Annotated in this window: 18 protein-coding genes; 10 read left to right on the forward strand and 8 right to left on the reverse strand. The window is 59.5% G+C overall.

Annotated features, from left to right (window positions below):
• The 5 genes from Q0Y21_RS06430 to pilG all read right to left on the reverse strand — a co-directional run bounded on the left by Q0Y21_RS06430 (position 1) and on the right by pilG (position 4,447).
• Positions 1 to 900 (reverse strand): protein-glutamate O-methyltransferase CheR, encoded by a 900-nt coding sequence (locus Q0Y21_RS06430; protein WP_297792765.1) that lies wholly within the window; start codon positions 898 to 900, stop codon positions 1 to 3.
• A 27-nt stretch (positions 901 to 927) separates the two neighbouring features.
• Positions 928 to 3,003 (reverse strand): methyl-accepting chemotaxis protein, encoded by a 2,076-nt coding sequence (locus Q0Y21_RS06435; protein ID WP_297792768.1) that lies wholly within the window; start codon positions 3,001 to 3,003, stop codon positions 928 to 930.
• 90 nt (positions 3,004 to 3,093) lie between these two features.
• Positions 3,094 to 3,639, reverse strand: a complete 546-nt coding sequence (locus tag Q0Y21_RS06440) for a chemotaxis protein CheW (RefSeq protein ID WP_297792771.1) — start codon at positions 3,637 to 3,639, stop codon at positions 3,094 to 3,096.
• Positions 3,640 to 3,659: 20 nt separating this feature from the next.
• Positions 3,660 to 4,022 (reverse strand): twitching motility response regulator PilH, encoded by a 363-nt coding sequence (gene pilH / locus Q0Y21_RS06445; RefSeq protein WP_127334111.1) that lies wholly within the window; start codon positions 4,020 to 4,022, stop codon positions 3,660 to 3,662.
• 32 nt (positions 4,023 to 4,054) lie between these two features.
• Positions 4,055 to 4,447: a twitching motility response regulator PilG gene (gene pilG, locus Q0Y21_RS06450; RefSeq protein ID WP_008175635.1), complete on the reverse strand. Its 393-nt coding sequence runs from the start codon at positions 4,445 to 4,447 to the stop codon at positions 4,055 to 4,057.
• A gap of 294 nt (positions 4,448 to 4,741) precedes the next feature.
• Between pilG and gshB the strand changes: the two genes are divergently transcribed.
• The 8 genes from gshB (at position 4,742) to Q0Y21_RS06490 (ending at position 11,678) form a co-directional block, all read left to right on the forward strand.
• Positions 4,742 to 5,689, forward strand: coding sequence for a glutathione synthase (gshB, locus tag Q0Y21_RS06455; RefSeq protein WP_297792778.1), 948 nt, complete (start codon positions 4,742 to 4,744; stop codon positions 5,687 to 5,689).
• Between the two features lie 2 nt (positions 5,690 to 5,691).
• The gene (locus Q0Y21_RS06460) at positions 5,692 to 6,558 is read left to right on the forward strand and encodes an energy transducer TonB (protein WP_297792781.1); all 867 of its coding nucleotides are present in this window, start codon (positions 5,692 to 5,694) and stop codon (positions 6,556 to 6,558) included.
• A complete protein-coding gene (locus Q0Y21_RS06465) occupies positions 6,555 to 7,121 on the forward strand; it encodes a YqgE/AlgH family protein (RefSeq protein WP_297792784.1) in 567 nt (188 codons plus the stop codon). The genes Q0Y21_RS06460 and Q0Y21_RS06465 overlap by 4 nt, the downstream gene beginning before the upstream one ends.
• Positions 7,114 to 7,539 carry a Holliday junction resolvase RuvX gene (gene ruvX / locus Q0Y21_RS06470; protein WP_297792787.1) on the forward strand — a complete coding sequence of 142 codons (426 nt, stop codon included), beginning with the start codon at positions 7,114 to 7,116 and terminating at the stop codon, positions 7,537 to 7,539. The genes Q0Y21_RS06465 and ruvX overlap by 8 nt, the downstream gene beginning before the upstream one ends.
• A 58-nt stretch (positions 7,540 to 7,597) precedes the next feature.
• On the forward strand, positions 7,598 to 8,089 hold the full coding sequence (gene pyrR, locus Q0Y21_RS06475) for a bifunctional pyr operon transcriptional regulator/uracil phosphoribosyltransferase PyrR (protein WP_297792935.1): 492 nt from the start codon (positions 7,598 to 7,600) through the stop codon (positions 8,087 to 8,089).
• A 33-nt stretch (positions 8,090 to 8,122) separates the two neighbouring features.
• Complete coding sequence (locus Q0Y21_RS06480) at positions 8,123 to 9,136, forward strand: aspartate carbamoyltransferase catalytic subunit (RefSeq protein WP_297792789.1); 1,014 nt, start codon at positions 8,123 to 8,125, stop codon at positions 9,134 to 9,136.
• Between the two features lie 29 nt (positions 9,137 to 9,165).
• Positions 9,166 to 10,440, forward strand: coding sequence for a dihydroorotase (locus tag Q0Y21_RS06485; RefSeq protein WP_297792938.1), 1,275 nt, complete (start codon positions 9,166 to 9,168; stop codon positions 10,438 to 10,440).
• Between the two features lie 218 nt (positions 10,441 to 10,658).
• Entirely contained in the window at positions 10,659 to 11,678 is a 1,020-nt protein-coding gene (locus Q0Y21_RS06490; RefSeq protein WP_297792792.1) for a putative solute-binding protein, read from the forward strand.
• 41 nt (positions 11,679 to 11,719) lie between these two features.
• On the opposite strand, the gene Q0Y21_RS06495 is transcribed toward Q0Y21_RS06490, so the two are convergent.
• On the reverse strand, positions 11,720 to 11,992 hold the full coding sequence (locus tag Q0Y21_RS06495; RefSeq protein WP_297792795.1) for an HU family DNA-binding protein: 273 nt from the start codon (positions 11,990 to 11,992) through the stop codon (positions 11,720 to 11,722).
• A 265-nt stretch (positions 11,993 to 12,257) separates the two neighbouring features.
• On the opposite strand from Q0Y21_RS06495, the gene Q0Y21_RS06500 reads away from it, so the two are divergent.
• Positions 12,258 to 13,322: a hypothetical protein gene (locus Q0Y21_RS06500; protein ID WP_297792798.1), complete on the forward strand. Its 1,065-nt coding sequence runs from the start codon at positions 12,258 to 12,260 to the stop codon at positions 13,320 to 13,322.
• 26 nt (positions 13,323 to 13,348) lie between these two features.
• Positions 13,349 to 15,412 carry a TRAP transporter large permease subunit gene (locus tag Q0Y21_RS06505; RefSeq protein ID WP_297792801.1) on the forward strand — a complete coding sequence of 688 codons (2,064 nt, stop codon included), beginning with the start codon at positions 13,349 to 13,351 and terminating at the stop codon, positions 15,410 to 15,412.
• A 112-nt stretch (positions 15,413 to 15,524) separates the two neighbouring features.
• On the opposite strand, the gene nfsA is transcribed toward Q0Y21_RS06505, so the two are convergent.
• Both nfsA and Q0Y21_RS06515 read right to left on the reverse strand, forming a co-directional pair.
• Positions 15,525 to 16,262: an oxygen-insensitive NADPH nitroreductase gene (gene nfsA, locus Q0Y21_RS06510; RefSeq protein WP_297792804.1), complete on the reverse strand. Its 738-nt coding sequence runs from the start codon at positions 16,260 to 16,262 to the stop codon at positions 15,525 to 15,527.
• A 113-nt stretch (positions 16,263 to 16,375) separates the two neighbouring features.
• A complete protein-coding gene (locus Q0Y21_RS06515; RefSeq protein ID WP_127334097.1) occupies positions 16,376 to 16,708 on the reverse strand; it encodes a YnfA family protein in 333 nt (110 codons plus the stop codon).
• Positions 16,709 to 16,714: the final 6 nt, after the last annotated feature.

The following is a 16,714-nucleotide window of genomic DNA, read 5'->3' on the forward strand; positions in this document are numbered from 1 at the left end:
TTATTCTTCGTCAGTCTGGCGCTTGATCCACGCCAGCACATGTTCCGAGGGTACCCTCTGTAAGCCAGGTGGCTGCCAGTCGGTCAGCTCTCCCTGGCCCAGGACCAGCAACCCCCCGGGCGCCAGCCTTTCTGCAAGCCGCTTTACGATTTCCCGCCGACGCCAGCGCCGGAAATAAATCAGCAGATTCTGGCAGAAGATAATGTTCATCCCGTGCATCGGAGCTTCGTTCAGGTCCAGCACGTTCAATTGGGTGAAACACACCCGTTCCCTGATATTTTCCGACATTTCCACGGCATTTCGTTCCGCTGGCCGAAAGTATCTGGCCTTGAGATCGTCGTTCACACCCGCCAGCTTGCGGGTATTGAACACGCCCTTGCGGGCTCTTTCGATCGCTGGCTTGCTGATGTCTGATCCGGTTACCCCGAACAGCGGTGGCAACGCCAGCTGGGTCATGCATTCGTTCAGAATCATCGCCAGTGTGTAGGGCTCTTCTCCGCTGGAGCACCCGACACTCCAGGCTTCCAGAGGTCGCCGTTTCAGTTGCTCCCGTGGCCGGGTCAGGACAAAGTCCGAGACGAACCGGAAGGCATCGGGATCCCGGAAGAACCGGGTCTCCTGAACGGTCAGGCGGTCAACCAGGGTTGCCCATTCCACAATGGCGTCGGGCCCGGAGACGATCCGCTCGTAGTAGGCCTGATAACTGTCACAGCCGATTTCACGCATCCGAATCCCGAGATTGGTCTCGAGAAAGGACTGGCGGCCAGAGGACAGGGTGATGCCGGTTCGCTGCTCCAGCAAGGTTTGCCACTGGGTAAACTGCGCCTCATCCATTTCCGGAAGTCGGCGCAGAGACCAGATGCCCTCGGCAGGTGAGCGGTCGTCGCGTGTTTCAGCCATAAACCGTCAATCGCCTCGGAACGTCGATCAACTCACCACCGGGACGTCACTGTCTTCCTCTTCCTGCTGTTCCGCTCCTTCTTCCTCCGGCAGGGTGAAGCCGGCAACGGAGGACCGCAGCTCGGACGCCATTTCTGCCAGGTTACCGATGGACTTCGCGGTCGCATTGGTACCCGAGGAGGTCTGGGACGTGATTTCCTGGATAACATTCATGGTGTTGGAAATGTGCGCCGCAGACGACGACTGCTGACGGGCGGCGTTGGAAATGTTCTGGATCAGTTCCGCCAGACTCATGGATACGTTCTCGATTTCCTCGAGCGCGATACCCGCGTCCTGGGCCAGACGGGCACCACGGACCACCTCAGCGGTGGTGTGTTCCATGGAGATAACCGCTTCGTTGGTATCCGACTGGATCGTTTTAACCAGAGCTTCGATCTGCTTGGTCGCCGCGGAGGAACGTTCCGCCAGGCGCTGAACCTCGTCCGCAACCACCGCGAAGCCCCGGCCCGCGTCACCGGCCATGGAGGCCTGGATTGCCGCGTTCAGGGACAGGATGTTGGTCTGGTCGGCGATGTCGTTGATCAGCGATACGATGTCACCGATTTCCTGGGAAGATTCACCCAGACGCTTGATCCGCTTGGAGGTCTCCTGGATCTGCTCACGAATGTTATCCATGCCGCGGATGGTGTTCTGTACCACTTCCGCGCCTTTCTTCGCGATCGCTACTGACCGCTCCGCAACCGCGGAGGATTCGGCAGCGTTCGAGGATACCTGGTCGATGGACACCGCCATCTCGTTCACCGCGGCGGAGGCGCCGGCAATTTCCTGGGCCTGGTGCTCGGAAGCATCCGCCAGGTGCATGGCCGTGGCCTGGGTTTCCTGGGATGCCGAAGCAACCCGGACGGCTGTACCACGAATGGCCTGTACCAGTCCGCGCATCTGGTCGATCGCGTAGTTGATGGAGTCCGCGATGGCACCGGTGAAGTCCTCGGTGACTGTGGCCTCGGTGGTCAGGTCACCGTCCGCCAGATCGGCGAGTTCGTCCAGCAGTCGCAGGATCGCATTCTGGTTCTGCTCGTTCTGCTCCTGGGTGGTGGCAAGACGTTCCTGGGCTTCGCGGTAGAGCGCGACACCGATCAGGACAACAATACCGACCATGCCGGCAAGGATGATAAAGGCCAGAGTCGGGCTGATCAGGCGGGAGCCGGCCTGCCCGGTAAACTGGTCCGCCAGGACGGAAATATCGTCCAGCAGGATCTGGGAGTTCTGGAAGATGTCGGAGGCCGCAGTACGTACCTTGAAGAGGTCGGGAGAGGCTTCAAGGATCGCATCTACGTTCTGGGAAACGAATTCGAACAGTTCGCCGACGGCCTCGAGGCCGTAGATGGCGTCTTCGTCATCCACCCGGGAGATGCCCATGGCCGGGTTGCCGTTCATCTGGCCTTCAAGAACCCGGCCGAAGAGGCTGGCGTCGCGACCGAAGCGGTCAGCGGCGATAACCGCGTCTTCGTCACCGGACAGTACGTTGTTAACCGAGCGCACAATACGCTCCGCCAACAGGGACTGACGCTGCGCCAGGGCCACCTGTTCCGCCGGTGCGTTGTTATCCAGCAGGATCTGTACGATGTCATCGTACTCCACCTGCAGCTGCGGGATGGTTTCGTTCAGCGTCCGGGCCACTTCGTGGAGACCAAGCACCGCGTCGCGGGTGGAGAGGATGCTGTCGGCGTTTTCACGGACCGCGTCCCACTTGGCCTGAACACTGCTTTGCCGGGCAATCTCACTGGGCGGCAGGCCGGTTTCGGGGTTACCGTCAACCATATAGGACCACAGCTGCTGGAACTCGTCGCGGGACCGGCGCAGCTGGTCGAAGGCTTCGGCGGTGCCGCCGGCGGCTTCCGTCGCGTTCTTCGCAATCTCCTGTGACAGTACCCGCAGCTCAGAGGCGTGGGCGATGTATTCCTGGTCGTTCTGGCTGTCCTTGTTGATTATGAACAGGACCACAACAAGCAGGACGGTGAGTGCAATCAGTGCGGCAATCAGGCCGGCAACGAGTTTGTTGCCTCCCTGTCCCATACTGAATCTTCCGGCTCTGTTTTTCATCTTCTGGCTCCCGGCCTTTTCATTATATTGGCAAGTTTGCTTCTGCGTGCTTGGGTAGCAGGGATGATGCTCCTGCCATTGTCATCATCCTTACCACTGCGCAACGTCCAGAAACCGCTCGTCTTCCACCAGGTCGGCGGCGGAGAACACTTTCCAGACCTCTTCATTTCGTTCGTAACCACCGTTCACAAACGGCCGAACGCTCGGCGGCACATCTCCGGGCGAAGCCACGAAGTTGTCCTGCGCGAAATACTGCATACCGGACACACTGTCGACCACGAGGCCGCTGAACACGTCGCCCTGTTCCACCACCAGAACCCGGCGCTCACGCAGACTGCGGGATGAGCGGGATACATCAAAGAAACCGGCGAGATCGACAAGGGGAAGGAGGCGGCCGCGAACATTGGCCGCGCCCATCATGAACGGCTTGACCCCCGGTATATGTGTAAACCGGGGAACATGGAGGATTTCTGTGACCTCACCCATGGGCGCCACATAGCGTTCGCCCGCCAGAACAAAGCCGATGCCATTCCAGAGCTCAACGGCTTCCTGCTGCTCCGGCAGGCCGGCCGCCATGGACCGGCTGCGCTGGGCGATATCCGTCAGAACGGCAAAAGGGGCGGCCTGGGCGGACATGCGTACTCCACGGTTGGGGATCAGGCAATCAGACTGTTGATTGTTTTGATCAGGTCATCTTCGTTGACAGGTTTGACCAGGTAGCCCTTGGCGCCCTGACGGGTGCCCCAGACACGGTCGGTTTCCTGGTCCTTGGTGGTCACGATCACCACGGGGATGGAAGCGGTTTCCGGTGCGCGGGTCAGCTGCCGGGTAGCCTGAAAGCCATTCAGGCCCGGCATGACCACATCCATCAGAACCAGATCCGGAGTCTCAGCGCGGGCCTTTGCCACGCCATCAGCACCGTTATCAGCAGTCAGTACTTCGTGCTGGTGCTTTTCCAGAATGCTTGAGATTTTCTTCACCTCGGTGGGGGAGTCATCAACAATCAGAATGCGGGCCATGTTTTCCTCAATAGTTCGATACTTCGGCAGATTTACTGTTCCGCCTGGGGTACGTATTGGCGGATGGTGTTGAGTAGCTCGTCCTTGCTGAACGGTTTGGTCAGATACTGATCAGAACCGACGATACGGCCCTTGGCCTTGTCAAACAGGCCGTCCTTACTGGAGAGCATGATGACCGGCGTCTTCTTGAAAGAGGAATTGTTCTTGATCAGTGCGCAGGTCTGATATCCGTCCAGGCGCGGCATCATGATATCGACAAAAATGATGTCCGGCTGGGAATCGGCGATTTTCGCCAGAGCATCAAAGCCGTCAGTTGCGGTGATGACCTCACAACCAACTTTTTTCAGAAGGGTTTCTGCGGTGCGACGAATGGTTTTGCTGTCGTCGATCACCATAATCTTCAGATTCTCGAAGTTGTCATCCATTGTCCAACTGCCTTGCGCTCAGCGACTGTCATTATTTTAAACGGGGGTTTTAACACAAACCTAAAGGTTCTTCTATAAATCCCGCTTATTTATAGAGGATCGATGGCCGGATAAAAAGCACAACTTTGTGACTAAATGTACTTCTGCCCGCAATGTCACGTTATACACCCCGGATTTCTGCGGATGCATTACAAGCTCGGGTACAATACCATCAGTGTTCACAGCATAGCACTTAATCTATCCTTCGCTCTGCTGACCGGTTCGTGTTTTTAACCCTGGAGCTCAAGACACATTATGACAGTCCGACTCGGGATCGTGATGGACCCCATCGAGAAGATCCACTTCAAGAAAGACAGCTCACTGGCCATGTTGCTGGCGGCCCAGAAACGCGGTTGGCAGATTGAGTACATGGAGCTTCCGGACATGTACCTGAAGGGTGGACAGGCAAGAGCTCACACCCGCGACCTGACGGTGCACATGGACCCGGAGAACTGGTATGCCTTCGGCGCTTCCCAGGATCGTGCGCTGGGTGATCTGGATGTCATCCTGATGCGCCAGGACCCGCCGGTGGACCGGGAATTCCTGATGGCCACCTACATTCTCGATGCGGCGGAACAGCAGGGCGCGCTGGTGGTGAATCCGGCGGCCACTCTCCGTGACTGTAACGAGAAGCTGTTCGCGACGCAGTTCCATGACCTGACGCCACCGTTGATTGTGACCCGATCAGCCACCCGCTTCCGTGAGTTCTACGCTGAACATGGCGACATTATCATGAAGCCGGTGGACGGCATGGGCGGCCACTCCATCTTCCGCGTCAAGGAAAACGACGCCAATCTGGGGGTGATTATCGAAACCCTCACCCACTATGGCACGCACCAGGCCATGGCCCAGAAATTCATTCCCGAAATCAGCGACGGCGACAAGCGCATCCTGCTGATAGACGGCGAGCCGATACCCTACGCGCTGGCGCGGATCCCGTCCCACGGTGAAAACCGGGGCAACCTTGCGGCCGGTGGTCGCGGCGAAGGTCGTGAACTGACAGACCGGGACCGTGAAATCTGTGCCCGGGTGGCGCCGGTGATCAAGGAGAAGGGGCTGATCTTCGTCGGGCTGGATGTGATTGGTGATTACCTCACCGAAATCAACGTCACCAGCCCCACCTGCATTCGTGAACTGGATACGGCGTTTGGTATCGATATTTCCGGGCAACTGATGGATGCCATCGAGAAGCGGTTGAAGTAGCAATGGCAGCGCAGGTAAGTGATTTCGACCGGTTTTCCTTTACCCTGTTCATGGCGCTGGCCGTGCATGCGGTGATTGTGCTGGGGATTACCTTTGCGCCGGAGCCCCCGCGCTCTTCCGCGCAAACCATGGAAATCACCCTGTCGCAGTTTGACGATGAAACCGATCCGGACGAGGCCGACTTTCTGGCCCAGACCAGTCAGCAGGGCAGCGGTTCCGAGGAAGAGGTACGTGAGCTGACCTCACCGCAGCCGACGGACGTCAGCCAGCCGGAGATTGCCGAGGTGCAGCCGGAACCGCCGTCCCGGATTGAGCCGATGAAGCAGCAGGATCGTGAAGCGGTCAAGACCAAGGCGGCGGCCAGTCGCCAGGTCCAGGAACCGGAAGAGGCGGTGGAACCGACGGAAGAGCCGCTGCCGGAGCGTAAGAAAAAGAGTCTGATGGAGCGTAGCCTGGAAATCGCCAGCCTTGAGGCCCGGTTTGACGCCCAGCGCCAGGCCTACGCCAAAAAGCCTCGCATCATGAGGGTAACGGCGGCGTCCACCCTGCGCTCAAGCAATGCCTGGTACGTTCAGAACTGGATCTCCAAGGTGACGCGGGTCGGCAATATCAACTATCCAACAGAGGCGCGGCGAGCCGGTATCTATGGCACACTGAGGATGCTGGTTTCTCTGAAAAAGGATGGCACAATCAAGGAAGTCGCCATTCTGCAATCTTCCGGCAGCACCGTGCTGGATGATGCCGCCATTCGTATCGTGCGCATGGCCGCACCATTCGCGCCGTTCCCGGACAGCATGAAAGAGGAAGTCGACGAGCTTGAAATCATTCGAACCTGGTCTTTCCAGCGGCGGGGGCTGACATCGGGATGACGGCATCAAAACATTCTCCCAACAGTTTGCGGCACCACTTCCTGGTGGCCTCTCCCTACCTTGATGATCCGCGTTTTCACGGGGCGGTTATCTATCTGTGCGAGCATTCCGATGAAGGTGCTCTGGGGTTGATGATCAATCACCCCCTGGACATTCACCTGGGGGAAATCCTGGAGCAGCTCGATATGGAGGGCGGTGAACTGGATCTGCCGGTTTTCAGTGGCGGCCCGGTGCAGCCCGAGCGCGGCTTTGTCCTGCATTCACCCGGCACCACCTGGCACAACACGGCCCAGGTGACGGATGATGTGATGCTCACCACGTCACGGGATATCCTGGAAGGCATCGGTTGTGAAGAGGGGCCGGAAGAGTTTCTGGTGGCTCTGGGGTATGCCGGCTGGGGTGAGGGGCAGCTGGACAGCGAGCTCGGCAGTAACTCCTGGCTGACCTGTCCGGCCAACACCGATATCCTGTTCCGCACCCCCTGGGACAAACGCTACGAAGCCGTGCTGAAGCTGATCGGAATTGACCTGAACCAACTGAGCGAGTCCATCGGCCATGCCTGAAGGGAGCAGCCGCCGGGTCATGGCGTTTGACTTTGGTACCCGCCGCATTGGTGTCGCGACCGGCCAGCAGCTGCTGGGCACTGGCCAGCCCCTGACACTGTTGCCGGCCCGGGACGGGATTCCGGACTGGGATGCCATCGGCCAGCTGCTGGACGAATGGAAGCCGGATCTGGTGGTGGTCGGCCTGCCCCTGAACATGGACGACAGCGAAAACGACATGTGTGCCCGCGCCCGCAAGTTCGGCAAACGCCTGCACGGCCGCTTCCATGTGCCGGTGGAAATGGTCGACGAGCGACTGACCAGCTTTGAAGCCAAGGGCGAGGTGATGGCCGGTGGTGGTAGCCGCGATTTTGGTCGCCACGGGGTGGATGACCGCGCCGCCGTGCTGATCCTGGAAACCTGGTTTCGCCAGCAGTAAATCCCGCCGGATATCGCCGGTGGCGTTAAGTGAGGAAATAATGACCGCATTGCTTGATATGAACCGGTTACTGGACGAGCTGGAAGCTGGATTGCGCAACATCATGGCGGACCGGGGCGTGACGTCCCCGGCGCTTATCGGCATTCGCACTGGCGGCGTCTGGCTCGCCGATGTTATGAGGAAGCGCCTGGGGCTGGAAGAGCCCTACGGCGAACTGGACATCTCCTTTTACCGGGATGACTTCAGCCGCATTGGCCTCAACCCGAAGGTCAAACCGTCCAGCCTGCCGTTCAGCACCGAGGATCGCGACATCATCCTGATCGACGACGTCATCATGAGCGGTCGCACCATTCGCGCCGCGATGAATGAAATCTTCGATTATGGCCGTCCAGCCAGTATCATTCTTGCCACACTGATTGATCTGGGTGCCCGGGAACTGCCCATCCAGCCGGATGTGACCGGCAAGGTGCTGGCGCTGGAGAGTCATCAGCGGGTGAAACTCCGCGGCCCCGACCCGCTGCACATCGAATTGCAGGAAACCGGACAGTAACCACCGCGAAACTCTCTTGTGAACAGGCGACACATGACTGTAGACCAAGCTTCCAAACGATCCCTGCAACTGACGGCGGACGGCCAGTTGCGGCACTTCCTGACCCTTGACGGGCTCGACCGCGCCCTGTTGACCGACATTCTCGATACCGCAGATTCCTTTATCGAAGTGGGTGAGCGCACCATCAAGAAGGTGCCCCTGCTTCGGGGGCGCACGGTGGTGAACCTGTTTTTCGAATCCAGCACCCGCACCCGCAGCACCTTTGAGCTGGCCGCCAAGCGGCTGTCCGCCGACGTGCTGAACCTGGACATCAGTACTTCCGCGACCTCCAAAGGGGAGTCCCTGTCCGACACCCTGCTCAACCTGGAAGCCATGGCCAGTGACATGTTTGTGGTTCGGCATTCCCAGAGCGGGGCGCCGCATTTCATTGCCGAGAGCGTGACCCCGGGCGTCGCCATTATCAACGCCGGTGACGGTCGCCACGCCCACCCCACCCAGGCAATGCTGGATATGCTGACCATTCGCCAGCACAAGGGCGGATTCGAAGGCCTGAAAGTGGCCATTGTCGGCGATGTGCTGCATTCCCGTGTGGCACGTTCCCAGATCCGCGCACTGAATGAGCTCGGTGCGGCGGAAGTACGGGTGATCGCTCCGGGCACGTTGTTGCCGAGAGACGTGGAAAGTCTGGGCTGTTCCGTGGAATACGACATGCAAAAAGGCATGAAGGATCTGGACGTGGTGATCATGCTGCGGCTCCAGAAAGAGCGGATGGAAGGGGCCCTATTGCCCAGCGAGCGGGAATTCTATCGCCTCTACGGCCTCAGCCGGGACAAGCTGGCGCTGGCCCATCCCGAATGCATCGTGATGCACCCGGGGCCGATCAACCGCGGGGTGGAAATTGAATCCGCCGTGGCCGATGGCCCTCAGTCGGTGATCCTGAATCAGGTCACCAACGGCATCGCCATTCGCATGGCGGTTATGTCCATGGCCATGGGTGGGCAGGTGTCGGAACGCAATCAGAAACAGACCGGGAGGGAACAGGCGTGACAGAGACAAGCAACACTCCCGGTGCATCCCTGAAAATCATCAATGGCCGGCTGTTCCTGCCCGGCAGTGACGATCTGACCAAGGCCTCCGTTCACATCGTTGATGGTCGGATCAGCGCTATCGGGGAAGCCGCCGACGCCGCCCACAGCGATGAGGTGTTTGACGCCGCTGGTGGTATTGTCGCACCGGGTCTGGTGGATCTGTGCTGCAACCTGCGGGAGCCGGGCACCGGACAGAAAGGCAACATAGCCTCGGAAACCCGGGCGGCGGCCCGGGGTGGCTTCACCACGGTTTGTGCCTCACCGGAGACCTCGCCAGTCAACGACTCCGGCGCCGTCACCCATCTGATCCGGGACGTGGCGGAGGCTCGCTCACCGGTCCGGGTGTTGCCGGTAGGCGCGGTGACCCGCGGCCTGGAAGGTGATCTGCTCAGCGATATGGCGGGCCTGTCCTCCGCGGGTTGTGTGGCGTTGGGTAATGGCGGCCGTGGCGTGCGTAATGCGCGAATCCTGCGCCGGTGCATGGCCTACGCCAAAACCTTCGGGCTAACGGTGATGTTCAGCCCCGAAAACCAGGCCCTGGCGGCCGATGGTTATGCCCACGACGGCCTGGTGGCCTCGCGGCTGGGTCTGCTGGGTATTCCGGAAGTGGCGGAAACCGCCTCGGTCATGGAGATGCTGTTGCTGGCGGAGGAAACCGGTGTCCGCCTGCATCTCAGTCAGCTGTCGTCGGCCCGCAGTGTGGAAATGGTGGCGGACGCCCGTCGTCGTGGCATCAGTGTGACCTCCGATGTGGCCATGCACCAACTGCTGTATACCGAAGACGCCCTGGCCGGTTTTGACAGCCGCTTCCACGTGCGCCCACCACTGCGCGCCGAAGCTGACCGCCAGGCCCTGGTGGCCGGTGTCCGAGACGGTGTCATCGATGCCATCGTCAGTCAGCACCAACCCCATGATACGGCAGCCAAGCAGGCGCCACTGGGCGCTACCGAGCCCGGTCTGTCCACCATTGAAAGCACCTTGTCTATGGGACTGATGCTGGTGGGCCGGGGTGAATTGACGCTGCCCGCCCTGTTGCGGTCACTGACTGCAGGTCCGGCTTCCATCCTGGGTCGGAATGCCAGCCTGGAAGTGGATGCGAGTGCCGACCTGTGTATATTCGATCCGGACGCGACCTGGACCCCGGGCGAGGGCACCCTGGTGTCAGCCGGGCATAATGCGCCGATGCTTGATGATGCCATCCCTGGCGTCGTCAAACTGACTCTCTGTGAGGGGCGTGTGGCCTGGGGCGCGGGATCGTTCTGATCCCGCTCGCACCCTGGGGAAAATGCGGCAGAGGTTGCCATACCTCTGTCGAGCCCATCACAGATTTCCATCTTTTTGCTGAAAAGCCCTTGAAGTCAGGCTCCAGTGCCAACGTATTCTTGTGCCCCCCGACCTAATCTCAGGTCAGGATCTCACGATGTGCGGGTACAAATGGATGTGCCTGAAACGTCTGACAATAATAATTCAGGAGTTATCCCGTGAAATCACCTAACCTCCGGCAACGGGTGGCCGCAGTCGCTGCCCTGTGTGCCAGTCTGTTGCTCGCGCCTGTCAGCCAGGCCGAAGAATCCATCCTCGAACGAAGTTTTTGTGTCTTTGATCCGGTGGGTGCCAATGGCCCGCTGTTCGCCATTACCAAAACCTTCCAGCCGGTGGCTTTGAAGAAAGGTATCAAGCTTGACCTGCGTGCCTACACCGACGAGAAAGTGGCGGCCGAGGACTTCAAGGCCGGGCAGTGCGACGCCGTACTGCTGACCGGTACCCGAGCCCGTCAGTTCAACAAGTTCACCGGCTCACTCGAGGCCATGGGGGCCGTTCCGGGCGAAGAGGAAATGCGCCTGCTGTACAACACCCTGAGCCAACCCAAGGCCCGGCCGTTCCTGATTGATGGCCCCTACGAAGTGGCCGGCGTATTCCCGGGTGGCGCTGTGTACCTGCACACCCGCGACCGTTCCATCGATTCGGTGCAGGAGCTCCAGGGCAAGCGTATCGCTACACTGGATTTCGATACCGCTTCGGTGCGCATGGTGCGTCATGTGGGGGCTTCGGTCGTGGGCTCCAACTCCGCCAACTTTGCCGGAAAATTCAATAATGGCAGTGTCGATCTGGCCTATGCACCGGCGGTGGCCTACTCCCCGCTGGAGCTGTACAAGGGCGTGCAGCCTGATGGCGGCGTATTCAAGTACGCCCTGGCGTACATGAACTTCCAGGTCATCATCCACCGCGACCGTTTCCCGGATGACGCCGGCCAGATGGTGCGCGACCAGGCCATCTCGCGCATTGACGAAGCCTACAAAATCATTAACCAGGCTGAAGCCGACATTCCGGACGATGTGTGGATGTATCCCCCGCAGGAAGATGTGGCGGAATACGACAAGATGCTGAGGAAGGTGCGTTTGTCCCTGCTTGAGGACGGTGTCTACGACGAACGCGCAATCAAACTGATGAAAGCGATTCGTTGTCGAGTGGACGGTTCCCGGTCGGAGTGTGCTTCCTGAAGGTGTAGTAAGAGGGGGCCCGCATAGCGGGCCCGTTCAGCTTAGCTGACTCCCTCTTTCAGAGCCTTGCCGGCTTTGAACCCGACGGTCTTGCTGGCAGGGATCTTGATAGTGGCACCGGTCTGGGGGTTGCGCCCATTGCGGGCTTCGCGAGTGCGGATATTGAATGTGCCGAATCCGATCAGTGTGGTGTCCTCGCCTCTGGAGGCTGCGGCTGAAACCTGGTCGGTGAAAGCGGTAATGACTTCGCTGGCTTTTTCGCGGGTCAGGCCGGTTTGGTCGGCAATGGCGGCTGCCAGTTCGGGTTTGCGCATCGGGTACTCCTTATTGTCGTTTTTGGTGTCACACCGGCGGCAAGCCAGCCGCAGGTTGCACAAATCTATAGTGGGTTCGGCGGCAATGTGCAAACCCTTGATGGCAAACGGTGGTGTTTTACCGCTTTTATTTGCGGTGCGGTTCTCATAAAAACAAAGGGTTGTCCGCCATAATGCGAGCCCGGTTACAAACTGTAACGATTCGCAGGCGGTGGTCCAGACGGCCCGGTTGGCTCTGAAAACAATAAAAGAAGGTGTAGAAGTTATGAAACGTTTCCAGAAAGCTGCGGGACAGTGGTTGCCCGGAATGGCAAAACTGCGAGGTGTGACTGCAGCCGTGGTTGCCAGTGTTGCATTGAGCGGGTGTGGCGTGGTGAATCACATGGTTTACAAGACCACCGGCGATGTCCTTCAGGGGTTCTCCCGCAACCACACCGTGCCCTACCTGCTGGCCACTGATGATCTGGCTATGGGTTGCGCCATGAGCGAGGCCACGGCGCCGTTGTTGATGTCGTTTGGTCGGGTAACCAATGAGCCGGACCAGATTGCCGTGATGCTGTACCTGTCAGCCGCGGGCTGTGCCGATGAGCAGGCTCGTGAACACGAACTGACCGGACTGGCCGCTCTGGGAAACATGGATGGTGATGCCGCTGAGGACGCGATGATTCGCCAGAAGCGTGCCCATGCTCTGGCTGCCAAGCGCTATTTCCGCAGCTGGCAGCATCACAATGCCTTCTACGGCGAGCCCGGTAATGGTGAATGCCCGGACTTCGATGACGACCTGGACGAATTCATCTACATGGCGGGCCTGTTGTCGGGGCTTCAGGCGCTGAACGCCGAGATTCAGTCCACCTCCGCGATTGGTGTGCCCAAGAATGTGGGCTCTATGGTTGGCAGGGCAACCAGCTGCCTGGACAACGAGAAGTGGTGGGGGGCGCCGATGGCGTTGCGAGCCACCATCTGGGCGATGATCCCCGGCGCCATGCCCGAAGGCGAAAATGCCTTCGAGCGGCTGGAAATGTCCGACCGGCAGGGTGAACAGGCGGGTGTTCGCCTCAGCCATGTCTTCCACGCGATTGCTGCCATGAACAAGGGCGACAATGAGCGTCTGCGCGACGTGATCCGTCGTCATGCCGAGTCCATTGAGGAAACGCCCTCGAACGAGGATTGGGCCTTTGTCGATGCCATGTCGACGCAGTTGATCGTCGCCATTTCTGATCGCATGTGGGTAGAGAACAACGGCCATCGAACACCGCTGGGGCAGTTGGGTACTTTCTGGGATGACGAGCAGGAAGATGTTGAAACCATGGATCTGGACGATCTGTTGTAACGCCCATGTCTTCAGGTCGCGCTGTTATGTCCCAGGTTGGATTCCGTCGTACCCGGCTGGAGTGGTTTTCCTCTTTGCCCGCTTGTTTGCTGTTGCTGGCGGTGGTGCTGTTTTCCACCAGCAGTGATATCCATAACCAGATGCTGCAGGCAGGGGAGCAGATGTGGGGGAGCTATTACAAGCTCCGCACCGATTCGGTCCAGCCGACCTGCAATCCCAACCGGGACATCGAGGCTGCGATCCAGCAGGAGCTCTCCGAGGCGGGTGACTCTGACAACCCCATGGCTGCATTGTTGGGGGCGCAGGAGAAGGACCCGGCGGATGTCCGCCTCGCCATCGAGCGGTCAGTGGCGGATTGCAAGGCCAGTTTCGCCAGTTATGAGAGCCTGAAGGACAAACTGACCCCCGGGGTCAAAGCCTATCGGGCCGTCGAGTTGTTCGTCGCCGATCTGATTGCGTTCGGGTTGGAATCCCAGCGTTATATCCTGGTGATACTGGTTATGCTGTGTGCGGTGACCGCGACCCTCAGTCGCCACCATATCGCCATGCGGGCGATGGAAACCCGGCTCGATTACACCGTATCTCATGCCCTCCAGAGTGTTGCCAATGCGATGCTGCTGGGCTCGAGTCTGATTTTCCGGCAATCGAGCATGGGCGATGAAACCGCCATGTCTGCGGAGGCACTGCTCCTTCATAATCTGTGGATCATCGGCTTTGCCTGCCTCACCCTCGCCAGCCTGTACCGATTGTTCCGCGTGCCGGATGATCTGCGTGACGGTGGCAGCTTCAACAAGGCGTTCCTTGCGGTGCCGCTGTATACGGTGATGTGTCTGATCTCCGGTACCTACTTCGTCCTCATCGGTCACGCCTCCGGCATCGGCATCTATCTTGGCAAGATGATGGAGCTGGCGGATATGTTCCTGAACGTCGGGCTTTACGTCTGGGTGGGGATGATGCTCAAGCAGACCCGGCTGGCGACACTGGTCTTTGACGTATTCCGCCCCTGGCGCATGCCGCCGGAGATGCTGGCCGTGGTTGCCGTTCTGGTAGCGGCAGTACCTACTGCCTATACCGGTGCTTCCGGCATTTTCGTCATCGCCGCCGGTGCGGTGATCTATGGTGAACTGCGTGCTGCCGGTGCCCGCCGGCATCTCGCCCTGGCCGCCACCGCCATGTCCGGTTCATTGGGGGTGGTGCTGCGCCCCTGCCTGCTGGTGGTGGTGATTGCCTATCTCAACCGGGAAGTGACCACTGACGAGCTGTTTGGCTGGGGTATCTGGGTGTTTGTACTGACGGCCCTGATGTTCATGTCCGTGGCGCTGACGGTCAACCGCCAGAGCAAGTTTAACCTGGCGCCTTCCGCAGAAGCCTTCCCGGCTATGATGAAAGCCCTGCGTCCGTTGATTCCCTACGCCCTGGTGATTGCCGGCGTGGTACTGCTTTACCGCTTTGCCTTGGACGTGCGCATGGATGAATTCTCGGCGCCGCGACTGCTGCCGGTGATCATGCTGGCGATACTGCTGTTTGAGCATGTGACCCTGAAGAAGACGGCCGGTCGCGCCAGTGAGGAGCAACCCCACCAAGGCATGGAGAGCAGCCTTCGCTCGGCCACCAACGACACTACCTCCGAGATAGGCGCGCTATTGTTATTGCTGGGCCTGTCGGTCAGCATCGGTGGCGTTATCGAACGTTCCCAGATCATGGAAGCTTTCCCCCAGGCCTTCGACAGCGCCTGGTCCGCGATGCTATTGATGGTCGTCATCCTGGTGGTCCTGGGTATGATCATGGATGCGTTTGGTGCCGTTATTCTGGTCACCGCCACCGTGTCCACCATCGCCTACAGCAGCGGGATACACCCCATTCACTTCTGGATGGTGACTCTGGTGGCGTTCGAACTAGGCTACCTGAGTCCGCCCGTCGCATTGAACCACCTATTGACACGGCAGGTCGTCGGTGAAGCAGAAGTGCTGGCCGCGCAACAGGAAGGTGGCACCTTCTATCAACGACACGAACGCATCATCATGCCATTGATTGCCATGGGAATATCCCTGGTGCTGGTGGCCTTTGTGCCGCTGATATTCTACGCGTGAGTCCGGGGCCTGGCTAAGTAAAATGACTGGCCCCTTCCTCACTGTAGGGTTCCGCCTGCAACGGGCGGCTTACTTCGCCGCCTCGGGGTTTTCACTCATTGGTGATTGCGCCTTATTTCATTTTAAAACCCTTGCCACGCAGGAAGTCCCGCATGTGGGGGCGTAGCTTGGACGTGAACAGCGGTTTGAGCTGTTCCGACCAGTTGGTGTCCTTGTTGCCCCCGGTGCGGACGTGGTAATAGGTGCGCATGGTGTTGTCGAATTCCGCCACCAGCTCCGGGTCGCGCTCGTCCTGGTAATAGTCCTCCTTGAGGACCGACGCCAGTGGCAGGCGTGGCTTGACCTCCGGATCCTGGTCCGGATAGCCCAGGCACATCCCGAACACCGGGTAGACATGCTCCGGCAGGTGCAGCAATTCGCTCACCTCGGCCGGGTTGTTGCGGATGCCACCGATGTAACACAGGCCCAGCCCCTCGGATTCCGCTGCTGTCGCGATGTTCTGGGCAACCAGTGCGGTATCGATACTGGCGACCAGCAGTTGCTCGGTCATACCACGAACCACCTCGGCACCGGCACGTTCGGCGGCATCCGTGGCCCGCTTCATGTCTGCGCAGAACACCAGGAAATCGGAGCACTCCGCCACATAGCGCTGGCCACCACTCAACTCCGCCAGGGTCTCACGATTCTCCGGGTTGACCACGTGGATGATGGAATAGGCCTGCACGTGGCTGGATGTGGCAGCACTCTGGCCGGCACGAATCAGCTCCTCGAACAGCTCGCGGGGAATCTTTCGATCCTGGAATTTGCGGATCGAACGGTGTGACTTGAGAAGTTCAATGGTCGGGTTCATGGCGCCCTCTAGCACGACATCAGAAAGCGCCTATCCTGCCACCGCCACACCGTTTTCGCAAAAGGGGCCAGCGGTGCCGTTAATGGATCGTCGAGCAAACCTGCCCTCACTGCTCAGACGTTGCGCGGCGCAAACATAATGATCGCCATGCCCAGAATCGCCACCGATGAGCCCACGAAATCCCAGACCGTTGGCCGAATGCCGTCCACCGCCCATAACCACAGAATAGCGGTAAAAATATAGACGCCACCGTACGCTGCATACACCCGGCCAGCCGCGGTCGGGTGCAATGACAGTAACCAGGCAAAGGCCGCCAGGCTCAAAGCCCCCGGCACCAGGAGCCAGATGGTTTTGCCTTCGCGCAGCCAGAGGTAGGGCAGGTAACAGCCAACAATTTCCGCAATGGCCGTGATGAAAAACAGGCCGGCAGTCTTTAGCTCGGGCAAATCGGA

The sequence above is a fragment of the uncultured Marinobacter sp. genome (genome assembly GCF_947259545.1).
GTDB lineage: Bacteria > Pseudomonadota > Gammaproteobacteria > Pseudomonadales > Oleiphilaceae > Marinobacter.